We start from the raw sequence: 24,990 nt of genomic DNA, 5'->3' as shown, positions 1-24,990 counted from the left end.
ACTTAACAAGACACCTCTACTTTAGCATAAAGAAAAAGTAGTGAGTACTCTCTCCCGTCGGAGATTTCCTCACTACTAATCTTAGTATGTTTTTAATCAGTCTGATTGATCTTCCTAAGATTAGGTTCAGTGAGAGATTATTTTTTGCGGTCTACCCTGTTATGATTGCAGATTTGATTTCACGATTCGCAGCCTTCTATCTGATTCAACCCTTTTTCATGATAGATAATACTAGTTTGAATAATAATGCTTTTTTCCTGCTACTATCCTATATCTTAGTCATGCCCATCTATGTGATTGTTCATAAAATCCTCGACATACCCTATGGCTCCTTTACTCGCTTGATTTTTAACAAGGGAATCAGTAGTACTAAGCGTTGGTTGTTCTGGCTTGGAATGTTGTCTTATATTGTAATGATTTATTTCTTTCAGTATGCCAACCTCCTCTTCAATTTTCCTTTAGATTTGCAGATTGATATTCGTAAGACCTTGGTCTTGCTATATGCTATGCTTTTACTTGGCATTCTATCTGTGATGAATCGCTATGCGAAGCGATTGCTTGAAATGAAAGCCTCTCGAAGTTACCGTCGTTATCTGGATAATCTAGAAGGTTACAACCATCATATCGAAGATCTTTACGTTGAGATAGACCAGTTCAAACAAGGCTATGAGGAAACCTTAACAGGACTCAAGGATGATATTGATAGTGGTGACTTGGAGCGTATCCGTAACAGCTATGAAGAGGTTATTGGTAGAGACGAGCATTATTTAAAGGAAAATCCAAAGTTCGAATTGGTCTCTTTAGTTAATATCAAGTCATCGGCCATTAAGAGCCTTCTATCAGCCAAGATGGTGGAGATGCACAAGTTGGGGATTAAAACCTATTTGGAGTTACCAGATAAGATTGATCATATTCATTTACCAGAGCTGGATTTCTTGATTATTTTATCGGTCTTTTTGGACAATGCTATTGAAGAAAGCAAAAGCTTGGATGATGCCTATGTCCGAATTGCCCTTCTAGAGGATCAAGGAAATCAGATTTTAGTCATTGAGAATCCAACTCAGGCAGAGCAGGTTGATATCCGATCTATCTTCCAACGAGGCTACTCAAGTAAGTCGCAAGGACGTGGAATCGGCTTAGCTAATGTCAGAGATATCCTAGAGAATTATCCTGCGGTTAGCCTCTCAACAAAATCGACCAAGCACCGCTTTAGTCAAACCTTGGTTATTAGAGAAAAGTAATAAATAAAAAGTCTAGAAATGCTATCTTCCCTCCTAGTAAAGCTTGTAGAGAGGATTGCTGATCTAGACTTTTATCTTTTTTTTCTGTATGTTTATATGGAATAAGATGTCTTAATTATTAAAATATATCAAAATATTAACAAAGTTAGCAAAAAAGTTTTTAAATATGTTAAAATAGTTATACAAATGTAGCTTATATGTAAGGGGGAGAAAGTGGGAGAGCTAAGTGGGATGCTAGTAGTCATTATCATGACTGTTGCAGTAACATGGTTTACTTACGCGGATGCTAGTCAGCATCGGTTGTCAGTTGGCCCAGTTATAGGCTTGAGTTTATTTGAAATTCTTGTTTCTTTTTTGTTTCCCTATGGCTATGTTCTAACGATTCCTCTGGCCCTATTTGTTTATGATTGTCACAGGTTTCCACACAGACATTTACGGGAACATTTTTTTATTGCATTTTTCCCTCCAGTTTTACTGGATTTAGTTGGTAGAGTTCTCTATCTTTTTATTTTTCCAACCTTGCTGCCTGTCTCTCCGAGTATGATGGGAGCGACTTACACCATTCAACTACTAGCTTTGCTATGTTTTCCAATTAGCTACTGGTCATTAAAGCGACTTTTCAGTTTGGATTATTATGCTATTTTAGACTTTGATAGTCACAGTACAGAGAAACTGCTCAAACTGGTGGATGCGATTTTTGTTTTGTATTACCTGCTGGTTTATTGTATTTGTATTATTAGTCGTGAAATGGCCTCACTATCTGGTATCACTTCAGATTATTTCTGTAAGATTTTTACAGCTATTTCATTTCTGGCTCTGCTTTACATCCTGTCTTACCTCAACCGTTATTCAAAGCAACTGATTAAGGCAAGGGTTAAGGAAGAGCAAGCTAAGCATTTGAAGAATCTTGAAAATCATAGCCGACAAATTGAAGGACTCTATCAAAGTATTCGCTCCTTTAAACATGACTATGAGAATATCCTCATCAGTTTACGAGGAAGTATTGATAGTGGTGATATAGAGCTTATCAGACGTGTCTACGAAGACATCTTGGAAAAATCAATGGAAGAGTTGAATCAAGATGATGCTACCATTGCAAGCTTGGTTCATTTGAAACCATCAAGTATCAAAAGCCTGCTATCATCTAAAGTGATGGAAATGCAATCAAAAGGAATCAAGGTTGACTTGTATTTTCCTGATCCGATCGATCAGATTTTCCTAGAACCTCTCGATATGATTATCCTACTGACACACCTACTTGATAATGCCATAGAAGCTACGCTATTGACCAAAAATCCATCAATATCGATTTCTTGCTACCAAAAGGAACAGAGGCAATATTTGACGATTGCTAATACCATGCTTCAAGAATCACTCGATGTTGAGCCACTGTTTGAAGAGCACTACTCGACTTATGATTCAGAACGGGGCTACGGTCTCTATAATGTTCGTAAGATTTTAGAAAATTATCCCAAATGTCAACTCACAACAAGTAGTGGTGACTACCATTTTAGCCAATATTTAGAGATGGGGGAAAGTTACCCCGCTAAGGGATGCCTTCCTATAAAGGAGAGATAATGAATATATTCATACTTGAAGACGATGTTTATCAGCAGGAACGTATCCTGTCGACGGTTAAGGACATTTTAGATGAAGAACAGGTTTCTTATAGACGCTTAGATGTCTTTAGCAAACCGCAGAGTTTACTGGATGCCATAACAGAAAGAGGTAATCACAATCTGTTTTTCCTGGATATTGATATCAAGGGAGAGGAGAAGAGAGGACTGGAAGTAGCATCTGAAATTCGTCAATCTGACCAGAGTGCTATCATCATTTTTGTGACAACTCACTCAGAGTTTGCCCCTATTAGTTTTAAATACAAGGCGTCAGCCCTTGATTTTATCGATAAAGCCTTGTCGCAAGATGACTTTAAAAAGCAGATTCGTGAAAATATCCTCTACACAGTTGACTTGACTGATAGCCAAAGTGAAGATGAAGTGTTTACTTATAGTTCTGCCAAGGCGCGTGTGCAATTACCCTTTCGAGATATTCTTTACTTTGAGACGGCGACAACAGCCCATAAGATTGCCTTGAGAACCAAGACTGAGCGTTTGGAATTTTATGCAAAGATGTCTGAGATTGCTAGCATGAGTCCTAAACTCTTTCAATGTCACCGTTCTTATCTCATTAACTTGGATAATGTGGTCAGGGTTGATCGCTCTCAGTTGATGGTTTTCTTTGAGAATGGTGAATCCTGCATTGTATCGCGTTTAAAGATGAAGGCTTTGCTCAATCAACTTGAAAAATAACATTTGAGGATAAAAAAACAACATCTCAGGACATTTCTATTAACAAATTTCTGAATAGGTTTATAATAGTTTTTGTAGATATGAGAAAATTCTCTCCATTTGTTAACTGCTTGACTAACTAAATTCTCTCTCTCTTCCGAACTAGTTGGACACAAGAGGCAGTTAATTATAATAAAGATATAAAACGACGCATTTTGAATCTCTCATATCTCTTACTACTTATTTCTTTTATCTCCTCTCTCCAAATCCTGAGATAAAAGAGGAAAAAGCTGGAACTTCTGTTTCAGCTTTTTTTGTATTTATTTTGCATATTTCTCTTTTTATGAGTGGATTTTCAAACTATTTGTGTATAAAATACAAAAAACTACAAAAAAATCAAAAAAATATCCAAAATGTGTTGACAAGTGAATAATTATGCAATATAATTAATCTCGTAAGGTTGATTAATACAAATCAACGTAAAAATATAAGAAAAGAGAAAATAAATATGTCAAAAGAAAAAGTTATCCTTGCTTACTCAGGTGGTCTTGATACTTCAGTCGCTATTACTTGGCTCAAGAAAGATTATGATGTCGTTGCTGTTTGTATGGACGTCGGCGAAGGAAAAGACCTTGATTTCATTCATGATAAAGCCTTGACGGTTGGAGCTGTTGAATCTTACGTTCTTGATGTTAAGGACGAATTTGCAGAAGAATACGTTCTACCAGCCCTTCAAGCGCATGCCTACTATGAACAAAAATACCCATTGGTGTCAGCACTTAGCCGTCCTATCATTTCTAAAAAATTGGTTGAAATTGCTCATAAAACAGGTGCGACAACAATTGCTCACGGATGTACTGGTAAAGGGAATGACCAAGTTCGTTTTGAAGTTGCTATCGCAGCCCTCGATCCAAGCCTTAAAGTCGTAGCCCCAGTACGTGAATGGAAATGGTCACGTGAAGAAGAGATTGAATACGCCAAAGCAAATGGTGTTCCAGTTCCAGCTGACCTTGACAATCCTTACTCAGTTGACCAAAACCTTTGGGGACGTGCTAATGAGTGTGGTGTCCTTGAAAATCCATGGAATCAAGCTCCAGAAGAAGCATTTGGTATCACAAACTCACCAGAATCAGCACCTGATGAAGCAGAGTATGTTGACATTGAGTTCAAGGCTGGTAAACCAGTTTCAATCAACGGTGAAGAGCTTAAACTTGCTGATCTTATCCAAAAATTGAATGTCATTGCTGGTAAACACGGTGTTGGACGTATTGACCACGTTGAAAACAGACTTGTTGGTATTAAATCTCGTGAGATTTACGAATGCCCAGGAGCTATCACCCTCTTGACAGCCCATAAAGAAATCGAAGACTTGACTTTGGTACGTGAAGTGTCTCACTTCAAACCAATTCTTGAAAATGAATTGTCAAACTTGATTTACAATGCCCTCTGGTTTAGCCCAGCGACAGAAGCAATCATTGCCTACATCAAAGAAACACAAAAAGTTGTTAATGGTACTGCAAAAGTGAAACTTTACAAAGGACATGCCCAAGTTGTAGCACGTAAATCACCTAACTCACTTTACGATGAAAACTTGGCAACCTACACATCAGCTGACAGCTTTGACCAAGATGCAGCCGTAGGATTCATCAAACTTTGGGGCCTACCAACACAAGTCAATTCACAAGTAAACAATAAATAACATTCATCCTATAAGAAGAGAGACTTTAGAAAATATTTTCTAAATGAATCAGCTGACGAGAAAATTTCAAAGGCAATCAAGAAAGAGCGCTGCAGGCTGTACTGGAGTACGGCAAAGCGTGATGACGAAGATTGACACAGAAATTTTCCGTCAGACGTCAGATAATGGCGGACAGAGAGCCCCATCTGATACTCTTTTCTTATAACTTATATCCACTCGTAACCATGTTCAGAGAGGCATGGCGAGCTTAAATAAAAAGGCCCAGAGAGACCTATTTAAGAAAACAAGCCCCGTGAGGCAAACAACAAGTCTGAGGTCGCTCCTTGGACTTGTCTTTATATCAAGCAGACAAAGTAAGTCGCTTATTTTCATTAAATTTACTATATAGAATCATTCCCGCTGTTCTTTACCACAATCCTGACAAAGGATTACTTAATCAAAAAAATAAAATCGCCATGCTGAAATAAGGATTTTATGGTATGAACATGGGATTATGTTTAGATGCGTTAGCCATGGGCGTATGTAGTACGCCACAACGATAGTCTCCGCCGTGGTGCTAAGAGCGACAAAGTCGCTCGGGGTAAAGGAAAAGACTTCAGGCTTTTCCTTTAGTAATGAAACCGAAGGTTTGCTTACGACCCCACCACCTAAGGAGACTATCAAAAAAAACAAAAACAACGGAAATGCTTCATATAAGAAAAGAGAAAGGCAGAGCTGCGGCTCGAGGTATAACAGATGACTAAGGAAAATCAAAAACTATGGGGTGGTCGTTTTGAGGCTGGTCTTGAAAAATGGGTAGAAGAATTTGGTGCTTCTATCTCCTTTGACCAAAAGATGGCTGAATTTGACCTCAAAGGTTCTATTGCCCATGTAACCATGTTGGGAGCAACAGGCATTATTTCTCAAGAAGAAGCTGACCAAATTAAGTCTGGTCTTGAGGAACTTTTGGAAGAATACCATGCTGGCGCTATTGAATTTGATGTTTCAAATGAAGACATCCACATGAATATGGAGTCGCTCTTGACAGCTAAAATCGGTCCAGTTGCCGGTAAGCTCCACACAGCTCGTTCGCGTAATGACCAAGTGGCAACAGATATGCACCTTTATCTCAAGGCAAAATTGGATGAAGTCATTACTAAACTGGCTAATCTCCGTTCAAGTTTGGTGACCTTGGCTGATAAACATACCTATACTATCATGCCTGGTTATACCCATTTGCAGCATGCTCAGCCCATCTCTTTTGGACATCATTTGATGGCTTACTATAATATGTTTACACGTGACAGTGAGCGTTTTGAGTTTAATATCAAACACGCTGACTTGTCGCCACTAGGTGCAGCTGCCTTGGCTGGAACAACCTTCCCCATCGATCGTCAGTTGACATCTGACTTGATGGGATTTGCTCAACCTTACAGCAATTCACTTGATGCGGTATCTGACCGTGATTTCATCTTGGAATTTTTGAGTAATTCTGCCATTCTTATGATGCACATGAGCCGTATCTGTGAAGAAATCATCAACTGGTGTTCAAACGAATTCAAATTTGTGACTCTGTCTGATACCTTCTCAACAGGCTCATCCATCATGCCTCAGAAGAAAAATCCAGACATGGCGGAGCTTATTCGTGGAAAATCAGGTCGTGTTTATGGCAATCTCTTTGGTCTCTTGACGGTTATGAAATCCTTGCCTTTGGCTTACAATAAAGACCTACAAGAAGACAAGGAAGGTATGTTTGACACGGCTGAGACGATCACCGTTGCCATCGATATCCTAGCAGGTATGCTTAATACCATGACTGTCAATGATAAGCACATGGCAGAATCAACTGAAAAAGATTTTTCAAATGCGACTGAGTTGGCTGACTACTTGGCAGCTAAGGGTCTACCATTCCGTCAAGCGCACGAAATCGTTGGTAAATTGGTACTAGACTGCACCAAGAAAGGGATTTATCTACAAGACGTAGCTCTTTCAGACTATCAAGCTATCTCAGACTTGATTGAGGAAGATATCTATGTCACTCTTCAATCTAAAACGGCAGTTGAACGTCGTAATTCCCTCGGTGGAACAGGTTTTGATCAGGTCAAATGGCAGATTGAACAAGCGAAAGCAACTTTGCCATCTCTTGACTAAGCCCTTATCACATGAGAATCTTGCTAAAAGTCTCATACTCTAGGTAGAGAGTTGAGGCTTTTTTTCATTTTATGGTATAATAGGACCAATATAGATATTTGGAGTCGTATTTTGAAAAAAACATACCGCGTCAAGCGTGATAAGGACTTTCAAGCGATTTTTAATGTAGGAAGAAGCAGTGCTAATCGTCGATTTGTGGTTTACAGTCTCAAGACGGAACTACCCCATTATCGACTAGGTTTATCTGTAAGTAAAAAATTGGGCAATGCCGTCATGCGTAATAAGATTAAACGTCGTCTGAGACATCTTATTAAGGGGATGGAAGAGCACTTGGTGACAGAGGATTTTGTCATCATCGCAAGAAAAGGCGTTGAAAAGCTCAGCTATGAGGAGATGGAAACCAATTTACTTCATGTTTTAAAACTCGCTAAAGTATATCAGGAAGGTTCAGAAAGTGAAGAAGAAAATTAAAGTAACAGCACTGGCGCTTGCGTCATTGCTTCTATTGACAGCCTGCGGAACAAGTCAGGTAACTAGCCAGTCATCTGGTGCTTGGGAACAAGTCTTATTGGTTTTTGCCGATGCGATTAAGTTCTTGAGTTTTGGAGGATCTACTGCCATTGGTATCATCCTCTTTACCTTGCTCGTTCGCTTGCTCATGACACCGCTCTACAATATGCAGCTTAAATCAAGCCGCGAGATGCAAGATTTGCAGCCAGAATTGCGTGCGCTTCAACGTCAATACCCAGGTCGTGATACAGAAAGCCGTCTTAAGTTGACAGAAGCAACTAACGCTCTTTACAAGGAACATGGTGTTAACCCTTACGCCTCATTTATCCCACTCTTGATTCAATTGCCTATCTTGATGGCACTCTATCAAGCTCTGACACGTGTGGATTTCTTGCAGACGGGTTCTTTCCTCTGGGTTAACCTGGCAGATAAAGACCCTTACTACATTTTGCCGATTCTAGCTGCGGTCTTTACTTTCTTGTCAACTTGGTTGACCAACAAGGGAGCTCGTGAGAAGAATGCTATGATGACTGCTATGACGGTCATTACACCGCTTATGATTCTATTGATTGGTATCAATATTGCCAGCGGGGTTGCCATTTACTGGACGGTGTCAAATGCTTATCAAGTTGCGCAAATCATGATTTTCAATAATCCGTTTAAAATCATTGCGGAGCGTCAAGCTATTGAGGCCCAAGAAAAAGAACGTCAAGCTAAAATGAGACGTGCTAAAAGGAAAGCCCACAAGAGAAAATAAGGAGATAGTGCTATGGTAGTATTTACAGGAAGAACCGTAGAAGAAGCTATTGAAACTGGTTTGAGTTCATTGGGACTGTCTCGTCTCAAAGCTCACATCAAAGTGATTTCACGTGAGAAAAAAGGATTCCTTGGCTTTGGTAAAAAGCCAGCTCAGGTTGATATTGAAGAATTGGTGGAGGAGAGCTTGACTCAAGTTCAAGAAAGCCCTCGTCCAGTGCCAGTCTCTGAACCTGTACAAGAAGAAATCCTTGACATTAATCAGGAAATGTTAGAGGAAGTCCCAGCGACTGATGAGCTCTTTTTCCAAGAGGCAACTGTTGAAGAAGTTATTTTAGAAGAGATTCCTCAAGCTGAAGAGAACCTTCAAGAGACTGTGGAAACCTCTGTTGAAGAAAAAGTAGAACAGACTTTCGAGGACTTTGTTGCTAGTGAGTTCAGCCAAGATCAAGAAGAAAAAGCTGATCACACGAAAGACATTGAGCAAGCCAGTCAAGATGTTGCAGCTTATATTGAAAAAATCATCTATGAGATGGACTTAGATGCTAGCATTGAGACACACCACACCAACCGTCAGATTAGTCTTCAGATAGAAACGCCTGATGCAGGTCGTGTCATCGGTTATCACGGTAAGGTTCTCAAGTCTTTGCAGCTTTTGGCTCAAAATTTCTTGCATGACCGCTACTCACGTTACTTTTCAGTGACCATCAATGTTCATGACTATGTTGAACATCGCACAGAAACTTTGATTGATTACACGCAGAAAATTGCTGCGCGTGTCTTGGAGTCTGGACAAGATTTCATCATGGATTCTATGAGCAATAACGAACGTAAAATCGTCCACAAAACCATCTCAAAAATCGATGGTGTGCACAGCTATTCCCAAGGAAATGACCCTAACCGCTATGTTGTGGTCAGCCTTGGTAAATAAGAAATGAGGATCTGCCTTTATTGGCAGGTCTTTTTTGACCACTTAGCTAGCATAATTAACCACTTAGAGGAATTTTGCTCACAAGGGTTGGCTTCTTTGGTATAGTAGTTGCAGATGGCATGAGCGTTCTGATGTATCATGAGATTTGAATACGGGCTAGGAGCGGTGCAAAAAAGATAGTTTTCGCTAGTGTATTGAGACACTGCACTTTCTGCGTCGTAGGCGTCTGGTACTAAAGCACCTAGTCGCCTTGACGTGGGTGCGTCTACGAAATCAAAGATTTCGGACTTACCGCATATTTTCGCCTTGTGTTCTACGGGCTCTGTATCATAAATTTAAGGAGGTAAAGAATGAGATGGCTGTTTATTGAAGATAGTGATTCTTCGGAGCTTGAGGTGCTCTTAAGGAAAAGGTCACAAGATGAAGAAGTTTTAAAATTGATTAGGATTTTAGAGGATTTTGGTGACCTTAAACAGGATATCATAGCTATTAAGTCAGAAGATGCTATTGAGCTTTTAAGGTTAGAGGAACTGATAGCAGTTGATGTCGAAGCAGGGAGTTTGGTTTTAACAAGTAGTAAAGGTAGATTAGTGACTAAAGATCGACTCTATCAGTTTAAGGAACGCTATCTTTCTGAAAATTTTGTACAGGTTTCCAAGCAAACCATTATTAACATTCATTATTTGGAGAGAATGGAGGCCTCCTTTTCAGGAAATAGACTTGCCTATCTGTCCAATGGTTACAAGACCAGTGTCAGTCGTCGTTACTTAAAAGCTTTGGAAAAAGCTTTAGGCTTATAAGGAGGAAAAATGAAAGTATTGAAATCATATATTATTGGAGTAGGAATTGGACAGATTTTTTATATTTCTAGTCTGATGCTATTTGGAATCAGTAGTCAGAGTCTGAGTAACATAGCTTCAACAGCCTTTTTGAGTGGCTTTATGGGTGTGGCAAGTCTCATTTATGGTGTCAAAGGTCTAAGTCCTCTAAGCAGGTCTCTTCTACACTTTGTGATGATTTTGAGCCTAGCGACTGGCATGGTTATCTATAATAAATGGCTGCCGCTGGACTATTTTCTAGGATTTGCTTTTGAATTTACAGTCATCTACCTACTCATATGGACTTTGACTTATTTGCTAGAACGTCGGAAAATCAACAGAATCAATCAAACTCTACTAAAAACTAGAAATAAATCTTGACAAGCTCTGCTATTTTTTATAAAATATTATGGTATGTTTAGTAACTGATCAAATAATAGCCGGCTAAACGAATACGAAATTCTTACAGGAGGTATTCATCGTGAAACGTACTTATCAACCAAGTAAAATCCGTCGTCAACGTAAACACGGATTCCGTCACCGTATGTCAACTAAAAACGGACGTCGCGTGCTTGCTGCACGTCGCCGTAAAGGACGTAAAGTATTGTCAGCTTAATGATAATCATGAACCAAGGGTGCTCGAGACTCTTGGTTTTTTGTTTGCTAAAAAGTCCTATGACTGGCAAGGAAATTCTCTTATTTTCTGATATAATAGGGGTATGTTAAACATTTTTGATACACACACACATTTGAATGTGGAAAACTTTGCTGGTCGTGAGGCAGAGGAGATTGATTTTGCGCGTGAGTTGGGCGTGACTAAGATGAATATCGTTGGTTTTGATCAAGAGACTATCGAGCAGTCGCTTGCCCTATCAAGTCAGTATGAACAGCTTTATTCGACCATTGGTTGGCATCCGACTGAGGCTGGTTCTTACACTCAGGAAGTAGAAGATATGATTGACAGCAGTCTTTCCAATCCTAAGGTCATCGCCTTGGGTGAGATTGGTTTGGACTATCACTGGATGGAAGACCCTAAAGAAGTTCAAATCGCTGTCTTCAAGCGTCAGATTGAGCTGTCAAAAGAGCATAACCTTCCTTTTGTGGTTCACACCCGTGATGCTCTGGAAGACACTTATCAGGTGATTAAGAAGGCTGGTGTTGGACCTCGTGGAGGCATTATGCACTCTTATTCAGGTTCTTTGGAAATGGCAGAGCGTTTTGTCGAGCTGGGCATGATGATTTCATTCTCAGGAGTAGTTACTTTCAAGAAAGCTACTGACATTCAGGAAGCAGCGCAGCATTTGCCACTGGATAAAATCCTAGTCGAAACAGACGCCCCTTACCTAGCGCCTGTGCCCAAGCGTGGCAAGGAGAACCGCACCGCCTACACCCGCTATGTCGTGGAAAAAATCGCAGAGCTGCGAGGCATGACAGTGGAGGAAGTCGCTGACGCCACCTATCAAAATGCCATGAGAGTGTTTGGGCTAGCAGACTAATGCGAACGGAGTGAGCCTGGGTTGCTAAGAAAAATAATTTATGACAGAAAAAATTAAAATTCAAGAAGTCCTCGTTGTTGAAGGCAAGGACGACACAAAAAACATAAAACGTTTCTATGACGTTGACACTTATGAGACTAAAGGCTCTGCCATTGACGATGACGACCTAGAGCGTATCGAACGCTTGCACGATTTGCGTGGGGTTATTGTCTTTACAGACCCAGATTACAATGGCGAGCGTATCCGAAAAATCATCATGAATGCTATTCCGACAGTCCGTCATGCTTTCCTCAATCGAGACGAGGCAAAGCCAGGCTCAAAGACCAAGGGGCGTTCTCTGGGAGTCGAGCATGCCAGCTTTGAGGATTTGCAGAAGGCACTCTCAAAAGTGACCCAGCATTTCGATGATGAGGATAACTTTGACATCACTCAAGCAGACCTCATTCGTTGGGGCTTCATCACTGCTAGCGATAGCCGAAAACGCCGTGAATACCTTGGAAATCAACTCCGCATCGGCTATTCCAACGGCAAACAACTCCTCAAACGCCTCAGACTCTTCGGAGTGACTAAGGCGGAAGTTGAGGAGTGTATGGAGAGGTATGAGGGATAAAATATGTGTCTTATTTGTCAACGTATTAATATGATTGAACAAAATGAGAATCCTTATTTTGTGAAGGAGTACGAAACGGGTTATCTTGTTTTGGGAGATCATCAATATTTTCAAGGTTATTGCCTTTTTCTCTCTAAAAAACACGTAACGGAGTTACATGAATTGCCTAGAGATTGGCGAAATCAGTATCTTTCCGAAATGGCAGATGCTTCTGAAATAGTAGCTAAGGCTTTTAGAGCAGATAAGATGAATATTGAGAGTTTGGGAAACGGAGACGCTCATCTACATTTTCATCTTTTTCCAAGAAAAACAGGTGATTTAGGGAACTATGGACATAATGGGAAAGGTCCAGTTTGGTGGTATCCTTTTGAGAAGATGTACGCAGACAGTGTCAGAGCAACTGATGCAGAAATAGAAAAATTAAAAGAGAAATTGTTGGATGTCTTAGAATAGACTTGAGACGATAAGGAAAGAAAAATGAGAATTGCAGATAAAACCGTTACCCGCGCTATTTTGGAGCGTCATGGGTTTACATTTAAGAAATCATTCGGTCAGAACTTTTTGACCGATACGAATATTTTACAGAAGATTGTTGACACGGCAGAGATTGACAAGGGTGTCAACGTGATTGAGATTGGTCCTGGTATCGGGGCTTTGACAGAGTTTTTGGCTGAGAATGCAGCTGAGGTTATGGCTTTTGAGATTGATGATCGTCTCATTCCTATCCTTGCTGATACGCTCCGCAATTTTGACAATGTCCAAGTGGTCAATCAGGATATCCTCAAGGCTGATTTGCAGACGCAAATTCAAGCTTTCAAGAATCCTGATCTGCCTATCAAGGTGGTTGCAAACTTGCCTTACTACATCACAACGCCAATCCTTATGCACTTGATTGAGAGCAAGATTCCTTTTGCGGAGTTTGTGGTCATGATGCAAAAAGAGGTGGCAGACCGTATCTCAGCTGAGCCTAACACCAAGGCTTATGGCTCTTTATCAATCGCTGTGCAGTACTACATGGAGGCTAAGGTTGCCTTTATCGTGCCACGCACGGTCTTTGTGCCAGCACCTAATGTGGACTCAGCCATCCTCAAGATGACTCGCCGTGAGCAGCCTTTGGTCACTGTTAAAAACGAGGATTTCCTCTTTGATGTGGCAAAAGCCAGCTTTGTTCACCGTCGCAAGACTCTTTGGAACAACTTGACTAATCGTTTTGGCAAGTCAGATGATATCAAGGCTAAGCTTGAGAAGGCTTTGGAAATGGCAGAGCTAGCACCAAATCTTCGTGGTGAAGCTCTAGCTATCGAAGACTTCGGACGTTTGGCAGACAGCCTAGAAGAAGCAGGGCTATGACAAGACTAGAAGAGGCTGTTAAAATCCTGTCAGCTTTTTGCGGACCTAGAGATATTGAGAGTCTGGATGCAGCTAGTTTGCAGGCATCCTATGGTCTGGACCAAGTTGATGTCTGTGTCCTTTTTGGTGGCTCTATTTTAGAAGGTGCTGTCCAATTTGCTCAGGCAGTCAATAATGGGCTTGCCAAGCACTATGTCATTGTCGGAGGTTACGGTCACACCACTCAGGGGCTGATTGATCAGTTGCCAGCTGACTTTAAGGGACGAAAATGTTCAGAAGCGGAGCTTTTGGCAGATTATTTGGACCAATATCATGGGCTTAAGATTGATTTGCTGGAGACAAAGTCTACCAACTGTGGCAATAATATCACCAACCTCTTGGAACTCTTAGAGCAAGAAGAAATTGAGTTTGAGTCTATCCTTTTAATTCAGGATGCTAGCATGCAAAAGCGTATGTCAGCGACTCTTGCCAAATATGCGCCAGCTAAGCTCATCATCAACTATGCAGCCTATCAGGTAGATCTGCATGAAAAAGATAGTCAGCTCTGCTATGTCCAAAAACCTCTAGGTATGTGGGAAATTGACCGCTATCTGGAGCTTCTCATGGGAGAGATTCCACGTCTGAGGGATGATGAAACAGGTTATGGACCAGCTGGGCAGAACTTCTTGGCTCATGTGGATATCCCAGATGAGGTGGAGGATGCCTTTGCCTATCTTTTAGCCAATAGTCAGGCTCAGGTGCGTCAAGCCAACTCAGCCTATGCTAGTAAATAAAAATGAAAAGAGATAAGCCGACATGGCTTATCTCTTTGTCTATGCGGAGAAAGGGATTTGAACCCTCACGCCCATAAGGGCACATGCGCCTGAAGCATGCGTGTCTGCCGTTCCACCACCTCCGCTTGAAGTGAGTTACGAAGATTGGCAATTTTCTGTAATCATCTATATTATATGCCAGTTTTTGAGATTAGACAAGCATTAATACTATTTTTTTGGTATAATGAAAGCAGTTTATTTAGCTAAAGGAGTTCATTTGCAAGGTAGAATTATCAAGGCCTTGGCTGGTTTTTACTATGTCCAGTCTCAAGGTGTGACTTATCAGACACGTGCGCGTGGCAATTTTCGAAAAAAAGGACAGACCCCTTATGTGGGTGACTGGGTAGAATTTTCAGCTGAGGAGCAGTCAGAAGGCTATATCCTCTCAATCGCTGAGCGTCAAAATAGCCTAGTTCGTCCTCCCATTGTCAATATCGATCAGGCGGTTGTTATCATGTCAGCCAAGGAGCCTGATTTCAATAGTAATCTTCTGGACCGCTTTTTGGTTCTCTTGGAGCACAAGGATATCCAGCCTGTCATCTATATCTCTAAAACCGACCTGTTAGATGATTTGACTGAGCTTAAGGCTATCCGTGAGCAGTACGAGAAGATTGGCTATGATTTTGTTTATGATTTGGAAGAATTGCTGGCGCTTTTGTCGGATAAGATAACCGTCTTTATGGGACAAACAGGTGTTGGTAAGTCAACCTTGCTCAATAAAATTGCTCCTGACTTGCAGCTGGAAACTGGTGAAATTTCAGATAGTCTGGGACGTGGTCGTCATACGACACGTGCAGTCAGTCTCTATGATGTTCATGGTGGCAAGATTGCGGACACACCAGGATTTTCATCCTTGGATTATGAGGTATCAACACCAGAAGATCTGAGCGAAGCCTTTCCAGAAATCCGCAAGGCTAGCCACGGCTGTAAATTCCGTTCATGTACACATACGCATGAGCCGTCTTGCGCTGTCAAGGAAGCTGTTGAAGCAGGTGCTATCTGGCAGGTACGCTATGATAATTACCTTCAGTTTCTCAGTGAAATTGAAAACCGTCGTGAAACTTATAAAAAAACAATCAAAAGAAAGTAGGTCCACTTATGTCAATTAAAATCGCTCCATCTATCCTAGCAGCAGACTATGCTAACTTTGCCTCAGAATTGAAACGTATCGATGAAACAGGTTCAGAGTATGTCCACATTGACATCATGGATGGTCAGTTTGTTCCAAATATCAGCTTTGGTGCTGATGTTGTTGCCAGCATGCGTAAACACAGTAAACTTGTCTTTGATTGTCACTTGATGGTTGTTGATCCAGAACGTTATGTTGATGCCTTTGCACAAGCTGGCGCTGATATCATGACAATCCATGTTGAAGCAACAAAACACATTCACGGTGCCCTTCAAAAAATTAAGGCTGCTGGTATGAAAGCAGGAGTTGTTATCAATCCAGGAACACCAGTTGAAGCCCTTGAGCCAGTCTTGAATTTGGTTGACCAAGTTCTTATCATGACTGTAAACCCAGGCTTCGGTGGGCAAGCCTTTATTCCAGAAGCACTTGAAAAAGTTAGCCGTGTGGCAGCTATTCGTGATGAGAAAGGCTACAACTACGATATCGAAGTTGACGGTGGTGTTGACAATGAAACCGTCAAGGCTTGCTACCAAGCAGGAGCTAATGTTTTCGTTGCTGGATCATACCTCTTTAAAGCTAGCGACTTGACTGCCCAAGTTCAAACCCTCAGAGACGCTTTGAATGACTAAGTTGGCCCTTGTAGCTGGTGGTGACAAGCCAGACTTGTCGCTGCTAGAAGGATTTGACTACTATGTCGGTATTGATAGAGGGAGCCTGTTCCTATTAGAGAATGGGCTTTCTTTGGATATGGCAGTTGGGGATTTTGATTCGGTTTCTAGGGAAGAATGGCAAAGCATAAAAGCTGAGGCAGGTCTTCTTATCCAGTCCCAGCCTGAGAAAGATGATACTGATACTGAGCTAGCGCTGAAAGAAATTTTCAAGCGTCAGCCCCAGGCTCAGGTTTTCCTATTTGGAGCCTTCGGTGGCAGACTTGATCATTTTCTGTCAAATATTTTTCTGCCCAGCGATCCTGAACTAGCTCCCTTTATGCAGCAGATTCATCTGCTGGATGAGCAAAATCAGCTGTCTTACTATCCAGCTGGTCAGCACCGCCTATTTCCCCAAAATGGGATGACCTATATCTCTTTTATGACAGAGGGTGAGGGCGAGCTGACCATTAAGGGGGCTAAGTATGAGCTAGACGCTAGCAACTTTTTCAAGAAAAAGAACTACTCTAGCAATGAATTTACGAATAAACCTATAGATATTGAGCTAACAGATGGTTACTTAATTGCCATCTATACTAAGGATAGGAACTGAGATGACCTTTATTATTCTTATTTTATTAATAGCAGTGCTGGCTGCCTTGGTCTATCTTTTACAGAAGGTTAGTAGACTAGAGCAAGCCTTGGATCAAAAGCTTGATGATAGTTCGGATCGTTTATCAGATCAGCTCTCCTATCTGATGGAAGTTGGTCAGAAAAATCAGGCGCTTGAAACTAGCCAGCAACTGGGTCGCTTGCAGACCGACCTCTATCAAAACCTGTCAGATATTCGAGATGTTCTCCATCAGAACTTGACAGACAACCGTGACCGTTCTGACAAGCGTCTGGAAAGTATGAACCAGCAATTGACACAAGCTGTCAAGGACATGCAAGATTCCAATGAAAAACGACTTGACCAGATGCGTCAGACGGTTGAGGAAAAATTAGAGAAGACCCTACAAAGCAGACTTCAGGCTTCCTTTGATACTGTTTCAAAACAGCTAGAATCTGTCAACCAAGGTTTAGGTGAGATGAAGTCAGTCGCTCAGGATGTCGGTACCCTTAACAAGGTGCTGTCAAATACCAAGACTCGAGGTATTCTTGGTGAGTTGCAGCTGGGTCAGATTATCGAGGATATCATGACAGAGAGTCAGTACGAACGTGAGTTTGCGACGGTTAAAGGATCCTCAGAGCGTGTTGAATATGCGATTAAACTGCCTGGAACAACCGCAGCAGATTATGTCTATTTACCGATTGACTCCAAGTTTCCTCTTGAAGACTACTATCGTTTGGAAGAGGCTTACGAGTCAGGTAGCAAGGAAGAGATTGACCTCTATCGCAAGTCACTTTTGGCGAGTATCAAACGTTTTGCCAAGGATATCAGGACCAAGTACCTCAACCCACCTGAAACGACTAATTTTGGGATTATGTTTTTACCAACAGAAGGTCTGTATTCAGAAGTGGTCCGAAATGCCAGCTTCTTTGATGCTCTCAGACGTGATGAGCAGATTGTTGTGGCAGGTCCTTCGACGCTTTCAGCCCTGCTCAATTCCTTGTCAGTTGGTTTTAAAACCCTCAATATCCAAAAAAATGCTGATGACATCAGTAAGATTTTGGGCAATGTTAAAACAGAGTTTGGTAAATTTGGTGATATGCTCATCAAGGCTCAGCGCCAATTGAATACGGCAAGTAAGACCGTTGACAGTCTCTTGACAACCAGAACAAATGCCATTATGAGAGCACTTGATACCGTGGAGGATTATCAAGATAGCGACACTCAGAAACTACTCAATATCCCCCACTTAGAAGATGAGGACTAGTATGAAGATTAGTCAAATGAAGAAGGATGAGCTTTTTGAAGGCTTTTACTTGATAAAAAGAGCAGAGCTCAGGAAGACACGTGCTGGTAAGGACTTTATCTCTTTTGTTTTTCAGGATGACAGTGGTGAAATCTCAGGAAATCTCTGGGATGCCCAGCCTTATAATGTTGAAGAATTTGTTGCAGGAAAGGTTGTCCATATGCAAGGTCGCAGAGAAGTTTACAATGGAACACCCCAGGTCAATCAAATTACTCTGCGTAATACACGTGACGGAGAACCGAATAATCCAGCTGACTTCAAAGAGAAATCTCCTGTCAATGCTAGCGATGTTAAAGAATACCTTGAGCAAAAAATGTTTCACATTGAAAATGCGACATGGCAACGCATTGTTCGAGCCCTCTATCGTAAGTATGATAAGGAATTCTTTACCTATCCAGCGGCAAAAACCAACCACCATGCCTTCGAATCTGGTCTTGCCTACCATACAGCGACCATGGTACAACTAGCGGATGCTATTGGTGATGTCTACCCAGACCTTAACAAGAGCCTCCTCTACGCTGGTATCATGTTACATGATCTGGCAAAAGTCATCGAACTATCAGGTCCAGATAATACAGAATATACCGTTCGAGGAAATCTGATTGGACATATCGCCCTTGTAGATGAAGAGATTACAAAGGTTATCGGAGAACTCAACATTCCAGATGATAAGGAAGAAGTGACTGTTTTGCGTCATGTCGTCCTCAGTCACCATGGTCTTCTAGAGTACGGAAGCCCTGTTCGTCCTCGTATTATGGAGGCGGAAATTATTCACATGATTGACAATATTGATGCCAACATGATGATGATGACAACAGCCCTCAACCGAGTTGGGGAAGGCGAGATGACTAACCGTATTTTCGCAATGGACAATCGTTCTTTCTATAAACCTAAATATAATCAATAAAATTAAGTCGAAACGAACATTTTTAGAGACAAATGTTCGTTTTTTATTTTTCTTGTGATATAATGGCATTGACAAAGTTATTTAGCGACTTTTTAATCTAAGGAGAAAAAAGCCTATCTAACTCATTTGAAATAGAAATAATTATAATGGAGCCAAGATGAAATTACGACGTAGTGAGCGTATGGTTGTTATTTCAAACTATCTGATTAACAATCCCTACCAATTAACCAGCCTAAACACCTTCGCCGAAAAGTATGAGGCAGCAAAATCTTCTATCTCTGAAGATATCGCAATTATCAAGAAAGCCTTTGAAGAAAGTCATATCGGTGAGATCGAAACCGTGACAGGAGCAAGCGGCGGTGTCATTTTCACACCAACAATCGCTCAAGATGAAGCTAAAAAAATCGTTGAAGGTCTTTGTGAGAGCCTTTCTGAGAGCGACCGTATCCTGCCTGGAGGCTACATCTACCTGTCAGACCTGCTTAGTACACCACATGTTTTGCAGAGCGTAGGTCGCATTATTGCCAACGCCTTCAAGGGACAAAAAGTAGATGCAGTTATGACCGTAGCGACTAAAGGTGTTCCTTTGGCAAATGCTGTCGCAAATGTTCTAAATGTACCTTTTGTTATTGTCCGTCGTGACCTCAAAATCACTGAAGGTTCAACCGTATCAGTCAACTATGTCAGCGGATCGAGCGATCGTATTGAGAAAATGTTCCTATCAAAACGTAGCCTTAAAGCCAATAGTCGTGTCTTAATTGTTGATGACTTCTTGAAAGGTGGAGGAACGATTTCAGGTATGGTTAGCCTACTAAAAGAATTCGATTCAACTCTTGTTGGGGTTGCCGTCTTTGCTGACAATACTCAAGAAGAGCGTGATTCATTTGACTACAAATCACTTCTCAGTGTTTCTGAGATTGATGTCAAGAATAACCGCGTCCATGTTGAAGTTGGAAATATCTTCGATTAAATCAAAAATAGAGTGAAAATTATTTGACAACAAGTGCCGTCTATGTTAATATATTAGACGGTACTTTTTACTTTTGGTCTCTCAAAAGTGTACAGAGACGTGCTGACAATAGTTGCAAAAGTACACCCAGATATGGGCTGTCACCAAGTGCCATATCAACCAAAAATAAAATATTACAGGAGAAATGTAGATGCCTACAATCAACCAGTTGGTACGTAAACCACGTAAATCTAAAGTTGAAAAATCTAAATCACCAGCCTTGAACGTTGGTTACAACAGCCACAAAAAAGTTCAAACTAACGTATCATCACCACAAAAACGTGGTGTTGCAACACGTGTTGGTACAATGACACCTAAAAAACCTAACTCAGCCCTTCGTAAATTCGCTCGTGTACGTTTGAGCAACCTTATCGAAGTTACAGCTTACATCCCAGGTATCGGACACAACCTCCAAGAACACAGTGTTGTTCTTATCCGTGGTGGACGTGTAAAAGACCTTCCAGGGGTACGTTACCACATCGTCCGTGGTGCACTTGATACTGCAGGTGTAGCTGATCGTAAACAAAGCCGTTCTAAATACGGTGCTAAACGTCCTAAAGGATAAGAAGGGAGATAAGATAAAATGAGTCGTAAAAATAGAGCGCCTAAACGCGAAGTATTGCCAGATCCATTGTACAATTCAAAAATCGTTACACGTCTTATCAACCGTGTAATGCTTGACGGTAAACGCGGTACTGCTGCAACAATCGTCTACGATGCATTCGAACAAATCAAAGAAGCAACTGGTACAGATGCACTTGAAGTATTCGAAACAGCTATGGACAACATTATGCCTGTACTTGAAGTACGTGCACGTCGTGTTGGTGGGTCAAACTACCAAGTCCCAGTTGAAGTTCGTCCAGAACGTCGTACTACACTTGGTCTTCGTTGGTTGGTTAACGCATCACGTGCTCGTGGTGAACACACTATGAAAGATCGTCTTGCAAAAGAAATCATGGATGCTGCTAACAACACTGGTGCATCAGTTAAAAAACGTGAAGATACTCACAAAATGGCTGAAGCTAACCGTGCCTTCGCACACTTCCGTTGGTAAAATAGGATGTGAGGACATTAAACAAATCCTAGTCAAAATAGGAAAATTAACGACGAAGTGTCAACTTCTAGTGAATTTTATCTTTTTGACGCTGATTTGTAGTCCGAACTCAATTAGGCTGTATCAATTTATAGTCCAAAAAATGATAAAACGGGTAGGTCCTGCCTATCCGTTTTTGTTAAATCATGCTATAATAGTTAAGTAAAATAAAAATATAGGAGAAATAACCTAATGGCTCGCGAATTTTCACTAGCAAAAACTCGTAACATCGGTATCATGGCTCACGTCGATGCCGGTAAAACAACTACAACAGAGCGTATCCTTTACTACACTGGTAAAATCCACAAAATCGGTGAAACTCACGAAGGTGCTTCACAAATGGACTGGATGGAGCAAGAGCAAGAACGTGGTATCACAATCACATCTGCCGCTACAACAGCGCAATGGGATGGTCACCGTGTTAACATCATCGATACACCAGGTCACGTGGACTTCACAATCGAAGTTCAACGTTCACTCCGTGTTCTTGATGGTGCCGTAACTGTTCTTGATGCACAATCAGGTGTTGAGCCACAAACTGAAACAGTTTGGCGTCAAGCAACTGAGTACCGTGTACCTCGTATCGTTTTCGCTAACAAAATGGACAAAATCGGTGCTGACTTCCTTTACTCAGTAAGCACACTTCACGACCGTCTTCAAGCGAACGCTCACCCAATTCAATTGCCAATCGGTGCTGAAGATGATTTCCGTGGTATCATTGACTTGATCAAAATGAAAGCTGAAATCTACACTAACGACCTTGGTACAGATATTCTTGAAGAAGATATCCCAGCTGAGTACGTAGAACAAGCTGAAGAATACCGTGAAAAATTGGTTGAAGCAGTTGCAGAAACTGACGAAGACCTTATGATGAAATACCTTGAAGGTGAAGAAATCACTAACGACGAATTGAAAGCTGCTATCCGTAAAGCAACTATCAACGTTGAGTTCTTCCCAGTTCTTTGTGGTTCAGCCTTCAAAAACAAAGGTGTTCAATTGATGCTTGATGCAGTTATCGACTACCTTCCAAGCCCACTTGACATCCCTGCAATCAAAGGTATCAACCCTGATACTGACGAAGAAGAAACACGTCCAGCATCTGATGAAGAGCCATTTGCAGCGCTTGCCTTCAAGATCATGACTGACCCATTCGTAGGTCGTTTGACATTCTTCCGTGTTTACTCAGGTATCCTTGAATCAGGTTCATACGTTCTTAACACTTCAAAAGGTAAACGTGAACGTATCGGACGTATCCTTCAAATGCACGCTAACAGCCGTGAAGAAATCCAACAAGTTTACGCTGGTGATATCGCCGCTGCCGTTGGTTTGAAAGATACAACTACTGGTGACTCATTGACTGATGAGAAAGCTAAAGTTATCCTTGAGTCAATCGAAGTTCCAGAACCAGTTATCCAATTGATGGTTGAGCCAAAATCTAAAGCTGACCAAGATAAAATGGGTATCGCTCTTCAAAAACTTGCTGAAGAAGATCCAACATTCCGCGTTGAAACAAACGTTGAAACTGGTGAAACAGTTATCTCAGGTATGGGTGAGCTTCACCTTGACGTCCTTGTTGACCGTATGAAACGTGAATTCAAAGTTGAAGCTAACGTTGGTGCGCCTCAAGTATCATACCGTGAAACATTCCGCGCTTCTACACAAGCACGTGGATTCTTCAAACGCCAATCTGGTGGTAAAGGTCAATTCGGTGACGTTTGGATCGAATTCACTCCTAACGAAGAAGGTAAAGGATTCGAATTCGAAAACGCTATCGTCGGTGGTGTGGTTCCTCGTGAATTCATCCCAGCCGTTGAAAAAGGTCTTGTAGAATCTATGGCAAACGGTGTTCTTGCTGGTTACCCAATGGTTGACGTTAAAGCTAAACTTTACGATGGATCATACCACGATGTCGATTCATCTGAAACAGCCTTCAAGATCGCTGCATCACTTGCCCTTAAAGAAGCTGCTAAATCAGCACAACCAGCTATCCTTGAACCAATGATGCTTGTTACAATCACAGCTCCAGAAGACAACCTCGGTGACGTTATGGGTCACGTGACTGCACGTCGTGGTCGTGTTGACGGTATGGAAGCACGTGGTAACACACAAGTTGTTCGTGCCTTCGTTCCACTTGCTGAAATGTTCGGTTACGCAACAGTTCTTCGTTCTGCAACTCAAGGACGTGGTACATTCATGATGGTATTTGACCACTATGAAGATGTTCCTAAGTCAGTTCAAGAAGAAATCATCAAGAAAAACTCTGGTGAATAATTTCTAAAAATCTGAGATTTTATCTCAGATTTTTTTATTTTTCTATGTGAAAATTGCTGAGCTACTAACATAAAAAATAACGATTTTGATAAAATTTATTATTCCTGCTATAGCACTGTCAGTAACGCATTGCGTGCAAAATTAGTTGCTTTTTTAGCCAAATAGTTATATAATAAGAACGTTGAAAGGTTGAATTGTCTTTAGTCAAGTTAATCTTTTCACATATGGTTTGAGAGCTTGCTCTCTAAAAAATAATTTTTTTGATTTTCATAAGGAGGAAATCACTAATGGTAGTTAAAGTTGGTATTAACGGTTTCGGTCGTATCGGTCGTCTTGCTTTCCGTCGTATCCAAAACGTAGAAGGTGTTGAAGTTGCACGTATCAATGACCTTACAGATCCAAACATGCTTGCACACTTGTTGAAATACGATACAACTCAAGGTCGTTTCGACGGTACTGTTGAAGTTAAAGAAGGTGGATTCGAAGTTAACGGTCAATTCGTTAAAGTTTCTGCTGAACGTGAACCAGGAAACATCGACTGGGCAACTGACGGTGTAGAAATCGTTCTTGAAGCTACAGGTTTCTTTGCTTCTAAAGCAGCTGCTGAGCAACACATCCACGAAAACGGTGCTAAAAAAGTTGTTATCACTGCTCCTGGTGGTAACGATGTTAAAACAATCGTTTTCAACACTAACCACGACATCCTTGATGGTACTGAAACAGTTATCTCAGGTGCTTCATGTACTACAAACTGTCTTGCACCAATGGCTAAAGCTCTTCACGATAACTTCGGTGTTCAAGAAGGTCTTATGACAACTATCCACGGTTACACTGGTGACCAAATGGTTCTTGACGGACCACACCGTGGTGGTGACCTTCGTCGTGCACGTGCTGCTGCAGCAAACATCGTTCCTAACTCAACTGGTGCTGCTAAAGCTATCGGTCTTGTTATCCCAGAATTGAACGGTAAACTTGACGGTGCTGCACAACGTGTTCCAGTTCCAACAGGTTCTGTAACTGAATTGGTAGCTGTACTTGACAAAAACGTTACAGCTGAAGAAGTTAACGCTGCTATGAAAGCTGCTTCAAACGAATCATACGGTTACAACGAAGATCCAATCGTATCATCAGATATCGTTGGTATCTCATACGGTTCATTGTTTGACGCAACTCAAACTAAAGTTCTTGACGTTGACGGTAAACAATTGGTTAAAGTTGTTTCATGGTACGACAACGAAATGTCATACACTTCACAACTTGTACGTACTCTTGAGTACTTCGCAAAAATCGCTAAATAATTTTTGCTAAAAGAAGGCTGGGCTTAGGCTCAGCTTTTTTGTTTTTAAAATGTTAGGGACATTCTTCACTTTCTTTTTG

At 41.2% G+C, this 24,990-nt stretch carries 26 protein-coding genes and 1 tRNA gene; 26 read left to right on the top strand and 1 reads right to left on the bottom strand.

From position 1 onward, the window contains the following. The first annotated feature begins 86 nt into the window (after positions 1-86). The 16 genes from JOC28_RS05715 (at position 87) to JOC28_RS05640 (ending at position 14,602) form a co-directional block, all read left to right on the top strand. The gene (locus tag JOC28_RS05715; protein WP_205009687.1) at positions 87-1,241 is read left to right on the top strand and encodes a GHKL domain-containing protein; all 1,155 of its coding nucleotides are present in this window, start codon (positions 87-89) and stop codon (positions 1,239-1,241) included. Positions 1,242-1,472: 231 nt separating this feature from the next. Then, positions 1,473-2,819: a GHKL domain-containing protein gene (locus tag JOC28_RS05710; protein WP_205009686.1), complete on the top strand. Its 1,347-nt coding sequence runs from the start codon at positions 1,473-1,475 to the stop codon at positions 2,817-2,819. After that, positions 2,819-3,550 (top strand): response regulator transcription factor, encoded by a 732-nt coding sequence (locus JOC28_RS05705; protein ID WP_205009685.1) that lies wholly within the window; start codon positions 2,819-2,821, stop codon positions 3,548-3,550. Before JOC28_RS05710 ends, JOC28_RS05705 begins: the two co-directional genes overlap by 1 nt. A 487-nt stretch (positions 3,551-4,037) precedes the next feature. Continuing rightward, entirely contained in the window at positions 4,038-5,228 is a 1,191-nt protein-coding gene (locus tag JOC28_RS05700) for an argininosuccinate synthase (RefSeq protein ID WP_205009684.1), read from the top strand. A 735-nt stretch (positions 5,229-5,963) separates the two neighbouring features. Then, positions 5,964-7,358, top strand: coding sequence for an argininosuccinate lyase (gene argH, locus JOC28_RS05695; protein WP_205009683.1), 1,395 nt, complete (start codon positions 5,964-5,966; stop codon positions 7,356-7,358). 111 nt (positions 7,359-7,469) lie between these two features. Next, complete coding sequence (gene rnpA / locus JOC28_RS05690; RefSeq protein WP_205009682.1) at positions 7,470-7,829, top strand: ribonuclease P protein component; 360 nt, start codon at positions 7,470-7,472, stop codon at positions 7,827-7,829. Then, positions 7,813-8,625, top strand: a complete 813-nt coding sequence (locus tag JOC28_RS05685) for a membrane protein insertase YidC (RefSeq protein WP_205009681.1) — start codon at positions 7,813-7,815, stop codon at positions 8,623-8,625. Before rnpA ends, JOC28_RS05685 begins: the two co-directional genes overlap by 17 nt. Before the next feature lie 12 nt (positions 8,626-8,637). Then, the gene (gene jag / locus JOC28_RS05680) at positions 8,638-9,555 is read left to right on the top strand and encodes an RNA-binding cell elongation regulator Jag/EloR (RefSeq protein ID WP_205009680.1); all 918 of its coding nucleotides are present in this window, start codon (positions 8,638-8,640) and stop codon (positions 9,553-9,555) included. A gap of 350 nt (positions 9,556-9,905) precedes the next feature. Further along, the gene (locus JOC28_RS05675) at positions 9,906-10,355 is read left to right on the top strand and encodes a LytTR family DNA-binding domain-containing protein (protein ID WP_205009679.1); all 450 of its coding nucleotides are present in this window, start codon (positions 9,906-9,908) and stop codon (positions 10,353-10,355) included. Between the two features lie 9 nt (positions 10,356-10,364). Further along, positions 10,365-10,754: a DUF3021 domain-containing protein gene (locus JOC28_RS05670; RefSeq protein ID WP_205009678.1), complete on the top strand. Its 390-nt coding sequence runs from the start codon at positions 10,365-10,367 to the stop codon at positions 10,752-10,754. 100 nt (positions 10,755-10,854) lie between these two features. Continuing rightward, positions 10,855-10,989, top strand: a complete 135-nt coding sequence (rpmH, locus tag JOC28_RS05665; RefSeq protein WP_002885866.1) for a 50S ribosomal protein L34 — start codon at positions 10,855-10,857, stop codon at positions 10,987-10,989. Positions 10,990-11,092: 103 nt separating this feature from the next. After that, the gene (locus tag JOC28_RS05660; RefSeq protein ID WP_205009677.1) at positions 11,093-11,869 is read left to right on the top strand and encodes a TatD family hydrolase; all 777 of its coding nucleotides are present in this window, start codon (positions 11,093-11,095) and stop codon (positions 11,867-11,869) included. A 40-nt stretch (positions 11,870-11,909) separates the two neighbouring features. After that, on the top strand, positions 11,910-12,479 hold the full coding sequence (gene rnmV / locus JOC28_RS05655) for a ribonuclease M5 (RefSeq protein ID WP_205009676.1): 570 nt from the start codon (positions 11,910-11,912) through the stop codon (positions 12,477-12,479). 3 nt (positions 12,480-12,482) lie between these two features. Continuing rightward, on the top strand, positions 12,483-12,932 hold the full coding sequence (locus tag JOC28_RS05650) for an HIT family protein (protein ID WP_205009675.1): 450 nt from the start codon (positions 12,483-12,485) through the stop codon (positions 12,930-12,932). Positions 12,933-12,956: 24 nt separating this feature from the next. Further along, complete coding sequence (gene rsmA, locus JOC28_RS05645) at positions 12,957-13,829, top strand: 16S rRNA (adenine(1518)-N(6)/adenine(1519)-N(6))-dimethyltransferase RsmA (RefSeq protein WP_205009674.1); 873 nt, start codon at positions 12,957-12,959, stop codon at positions 13,827-13,829. Further along, entirely contained in the window at positions 13,826-14,602 is a 777-nt protein-coding gene (locus tag JOC28_RS05640; RefSeq protein ID WP_205009673.1) for an ElyC/SanA/YdcF family protein, read from the top strand. Before rsmA ends, JOC28_RS05640 begins: the two co-directional genes overlap by 4 nt. 42 nt (positions 14,603-14,644) lie before the next feature. On the opposite strand, the gene JOC28_RS05635 is transcribed toward JOC28_RS05640, so the two are convergent. Next, positions 14,645-14,727 (bottom strand) — tRNA-Leu (locus JOC28_RS05635). Positions 14,728-14,858: 131 nt separating this feature from the next. Here JOC28_RS05635 and rsgA point away from each other — a divergent pair. The 10 genes from rsgA to gap all read left to right on the top strand — a co-directional run bounded on the left by rsgA (position 14,859) and on the right by gap (position 24,911). Continuing rightward, complete coding sequence (gene rsgA / locus JOC28_RS05630) at positions 14,859-15,731, top strand: ribosome small subunit-dependent GTPase A (protein ID WP_205009672.1); 873 nt, start codon at positions 14,859-14,861, stop codon at positions 15,729-15,731. 8 nt (positions 15,732-15,739) lie between these two features. Beyond that, complete coding sequence (gene rpe, locus JOC28_RS05625; RefSeq protein WP_205009671.1) at positions 15,740-16,399, top strand: ribulose-phosphate 3-epimerase; 660 nt, start codon at positions 15,740-15,742, stop codon at positions 16,397-16,399. Continuing rightward, on the top strand, positions 16,392-17,030 hold the full coding sequence (locus JOC28_RS05620; protein WP_205009670.1) for a thiamine diphosphokinase: 639 nt from the start codon (positions 16,392-16,394) through the stop codon (positions 17,028-17,030). Before rpe ends, JOC28_RS05620 begins: the two co-directional genes overlap by 8 nt. 1 nt (position 17,031) lies before the next feature. Continuing rightward, the gene (locus JOC28_RS05615; protein WP_205009669.1) at positions 17,032-18,294 is read left to right on the top strand and encodes a DNA recombination protein RmuC; all 1,263 of its coding nucleotides are present in this window, start codon (positions 17,032-17,034) and stop codon (positions 18,292-18,294) included. Position 18,295: 1 nt separating this feature from the next. After that, positions 18,296-19,240, top strand: coding sequence for a 3'-5' exoribonuclease YhaM family protein (locus tag JOC28_RS05610; RefSeq protein WP_205009668.1), 945 nt, complete (start codon positions 18,296-18,298; stop codon positions 19,238-19,240). Between the two features lie 157 nt (positions 19,241-19,397). Beyond that, positions 19,398-20,210, top strand: a complete 813-nt coding sequence (purR, locus tag JOC28_RS05605; RefSeq protein ID WP_205009667.1) for a pur operon repressor — start codon at positions 19,398-19,400, stop codon at positions 20,208-20,210. 190 nt (positions 20,211-20,400) lie between these two features. Further along, positions 20,401-20,814 (top strand): 30S ribosomal protein S12, encoded by a 414-nt coding sequence (gene rpsL / locus JOC28_RS05600; RefSeq protein WP_003066537.1) that lies wholly within the window; start codon positions 20,401-20,403, stop codon positions 20,812-20,814. 18 nt (positions 20,815-20,832) lie between these two features. Continuing rightward, a complete protein-coding gene (rpsG, locus tag JOC28_RS05595) occupies positions 20,833-21,303 on the top strand; it encodes a 30S ribosomal protein S7 (protein ID WP_205009666.1) in 471 nt (156 codons plus the stop codon). 231 nt (positions 21,304-21,534) lie between these two features. Further along, positions 21,535-23,613 carry an elongation factor G gene (gene fusA, locus JOC28_RS05590; RefSeq protein WP_205009665.1) on the top strand — a complete coding sequence of 693 codons (2,079 nt, stop codon included), beginning with the start codon at positions 21,535-21,537 and terminating at the stop codon, positions 23,611-23,613. Positions 23,614-23,900: 287 nt separating this feature from the next. Then, complete coding sequence (gap, locus tag JOC28_RS05585) at positions 23,901-24,911, top strand: type I glyceraldehyde-3-phosphate dehydrogenase (RefSeq protein ID WP_205009664.1); 1,011 nt, start codon at positions 23,901-23,903, stop codon at positions 24,909-24,911. Positions 24,912-24,990: the final 79 nt, after the last annotated feature.

This window comes from Streptococcus loxodontisalivarius (assembly GCF_016908645.1).
GTDB classification, from domain to species: domain Bacteria; phylum Bacillota; class Bacilli; order Lactobacillales; family Streptococcaceae; genus Streptococcus; species Streptococcus loxodontisalivarius.
This window is presented reverse-complemented; position numbering and strand designations above follow the sequence as displayed.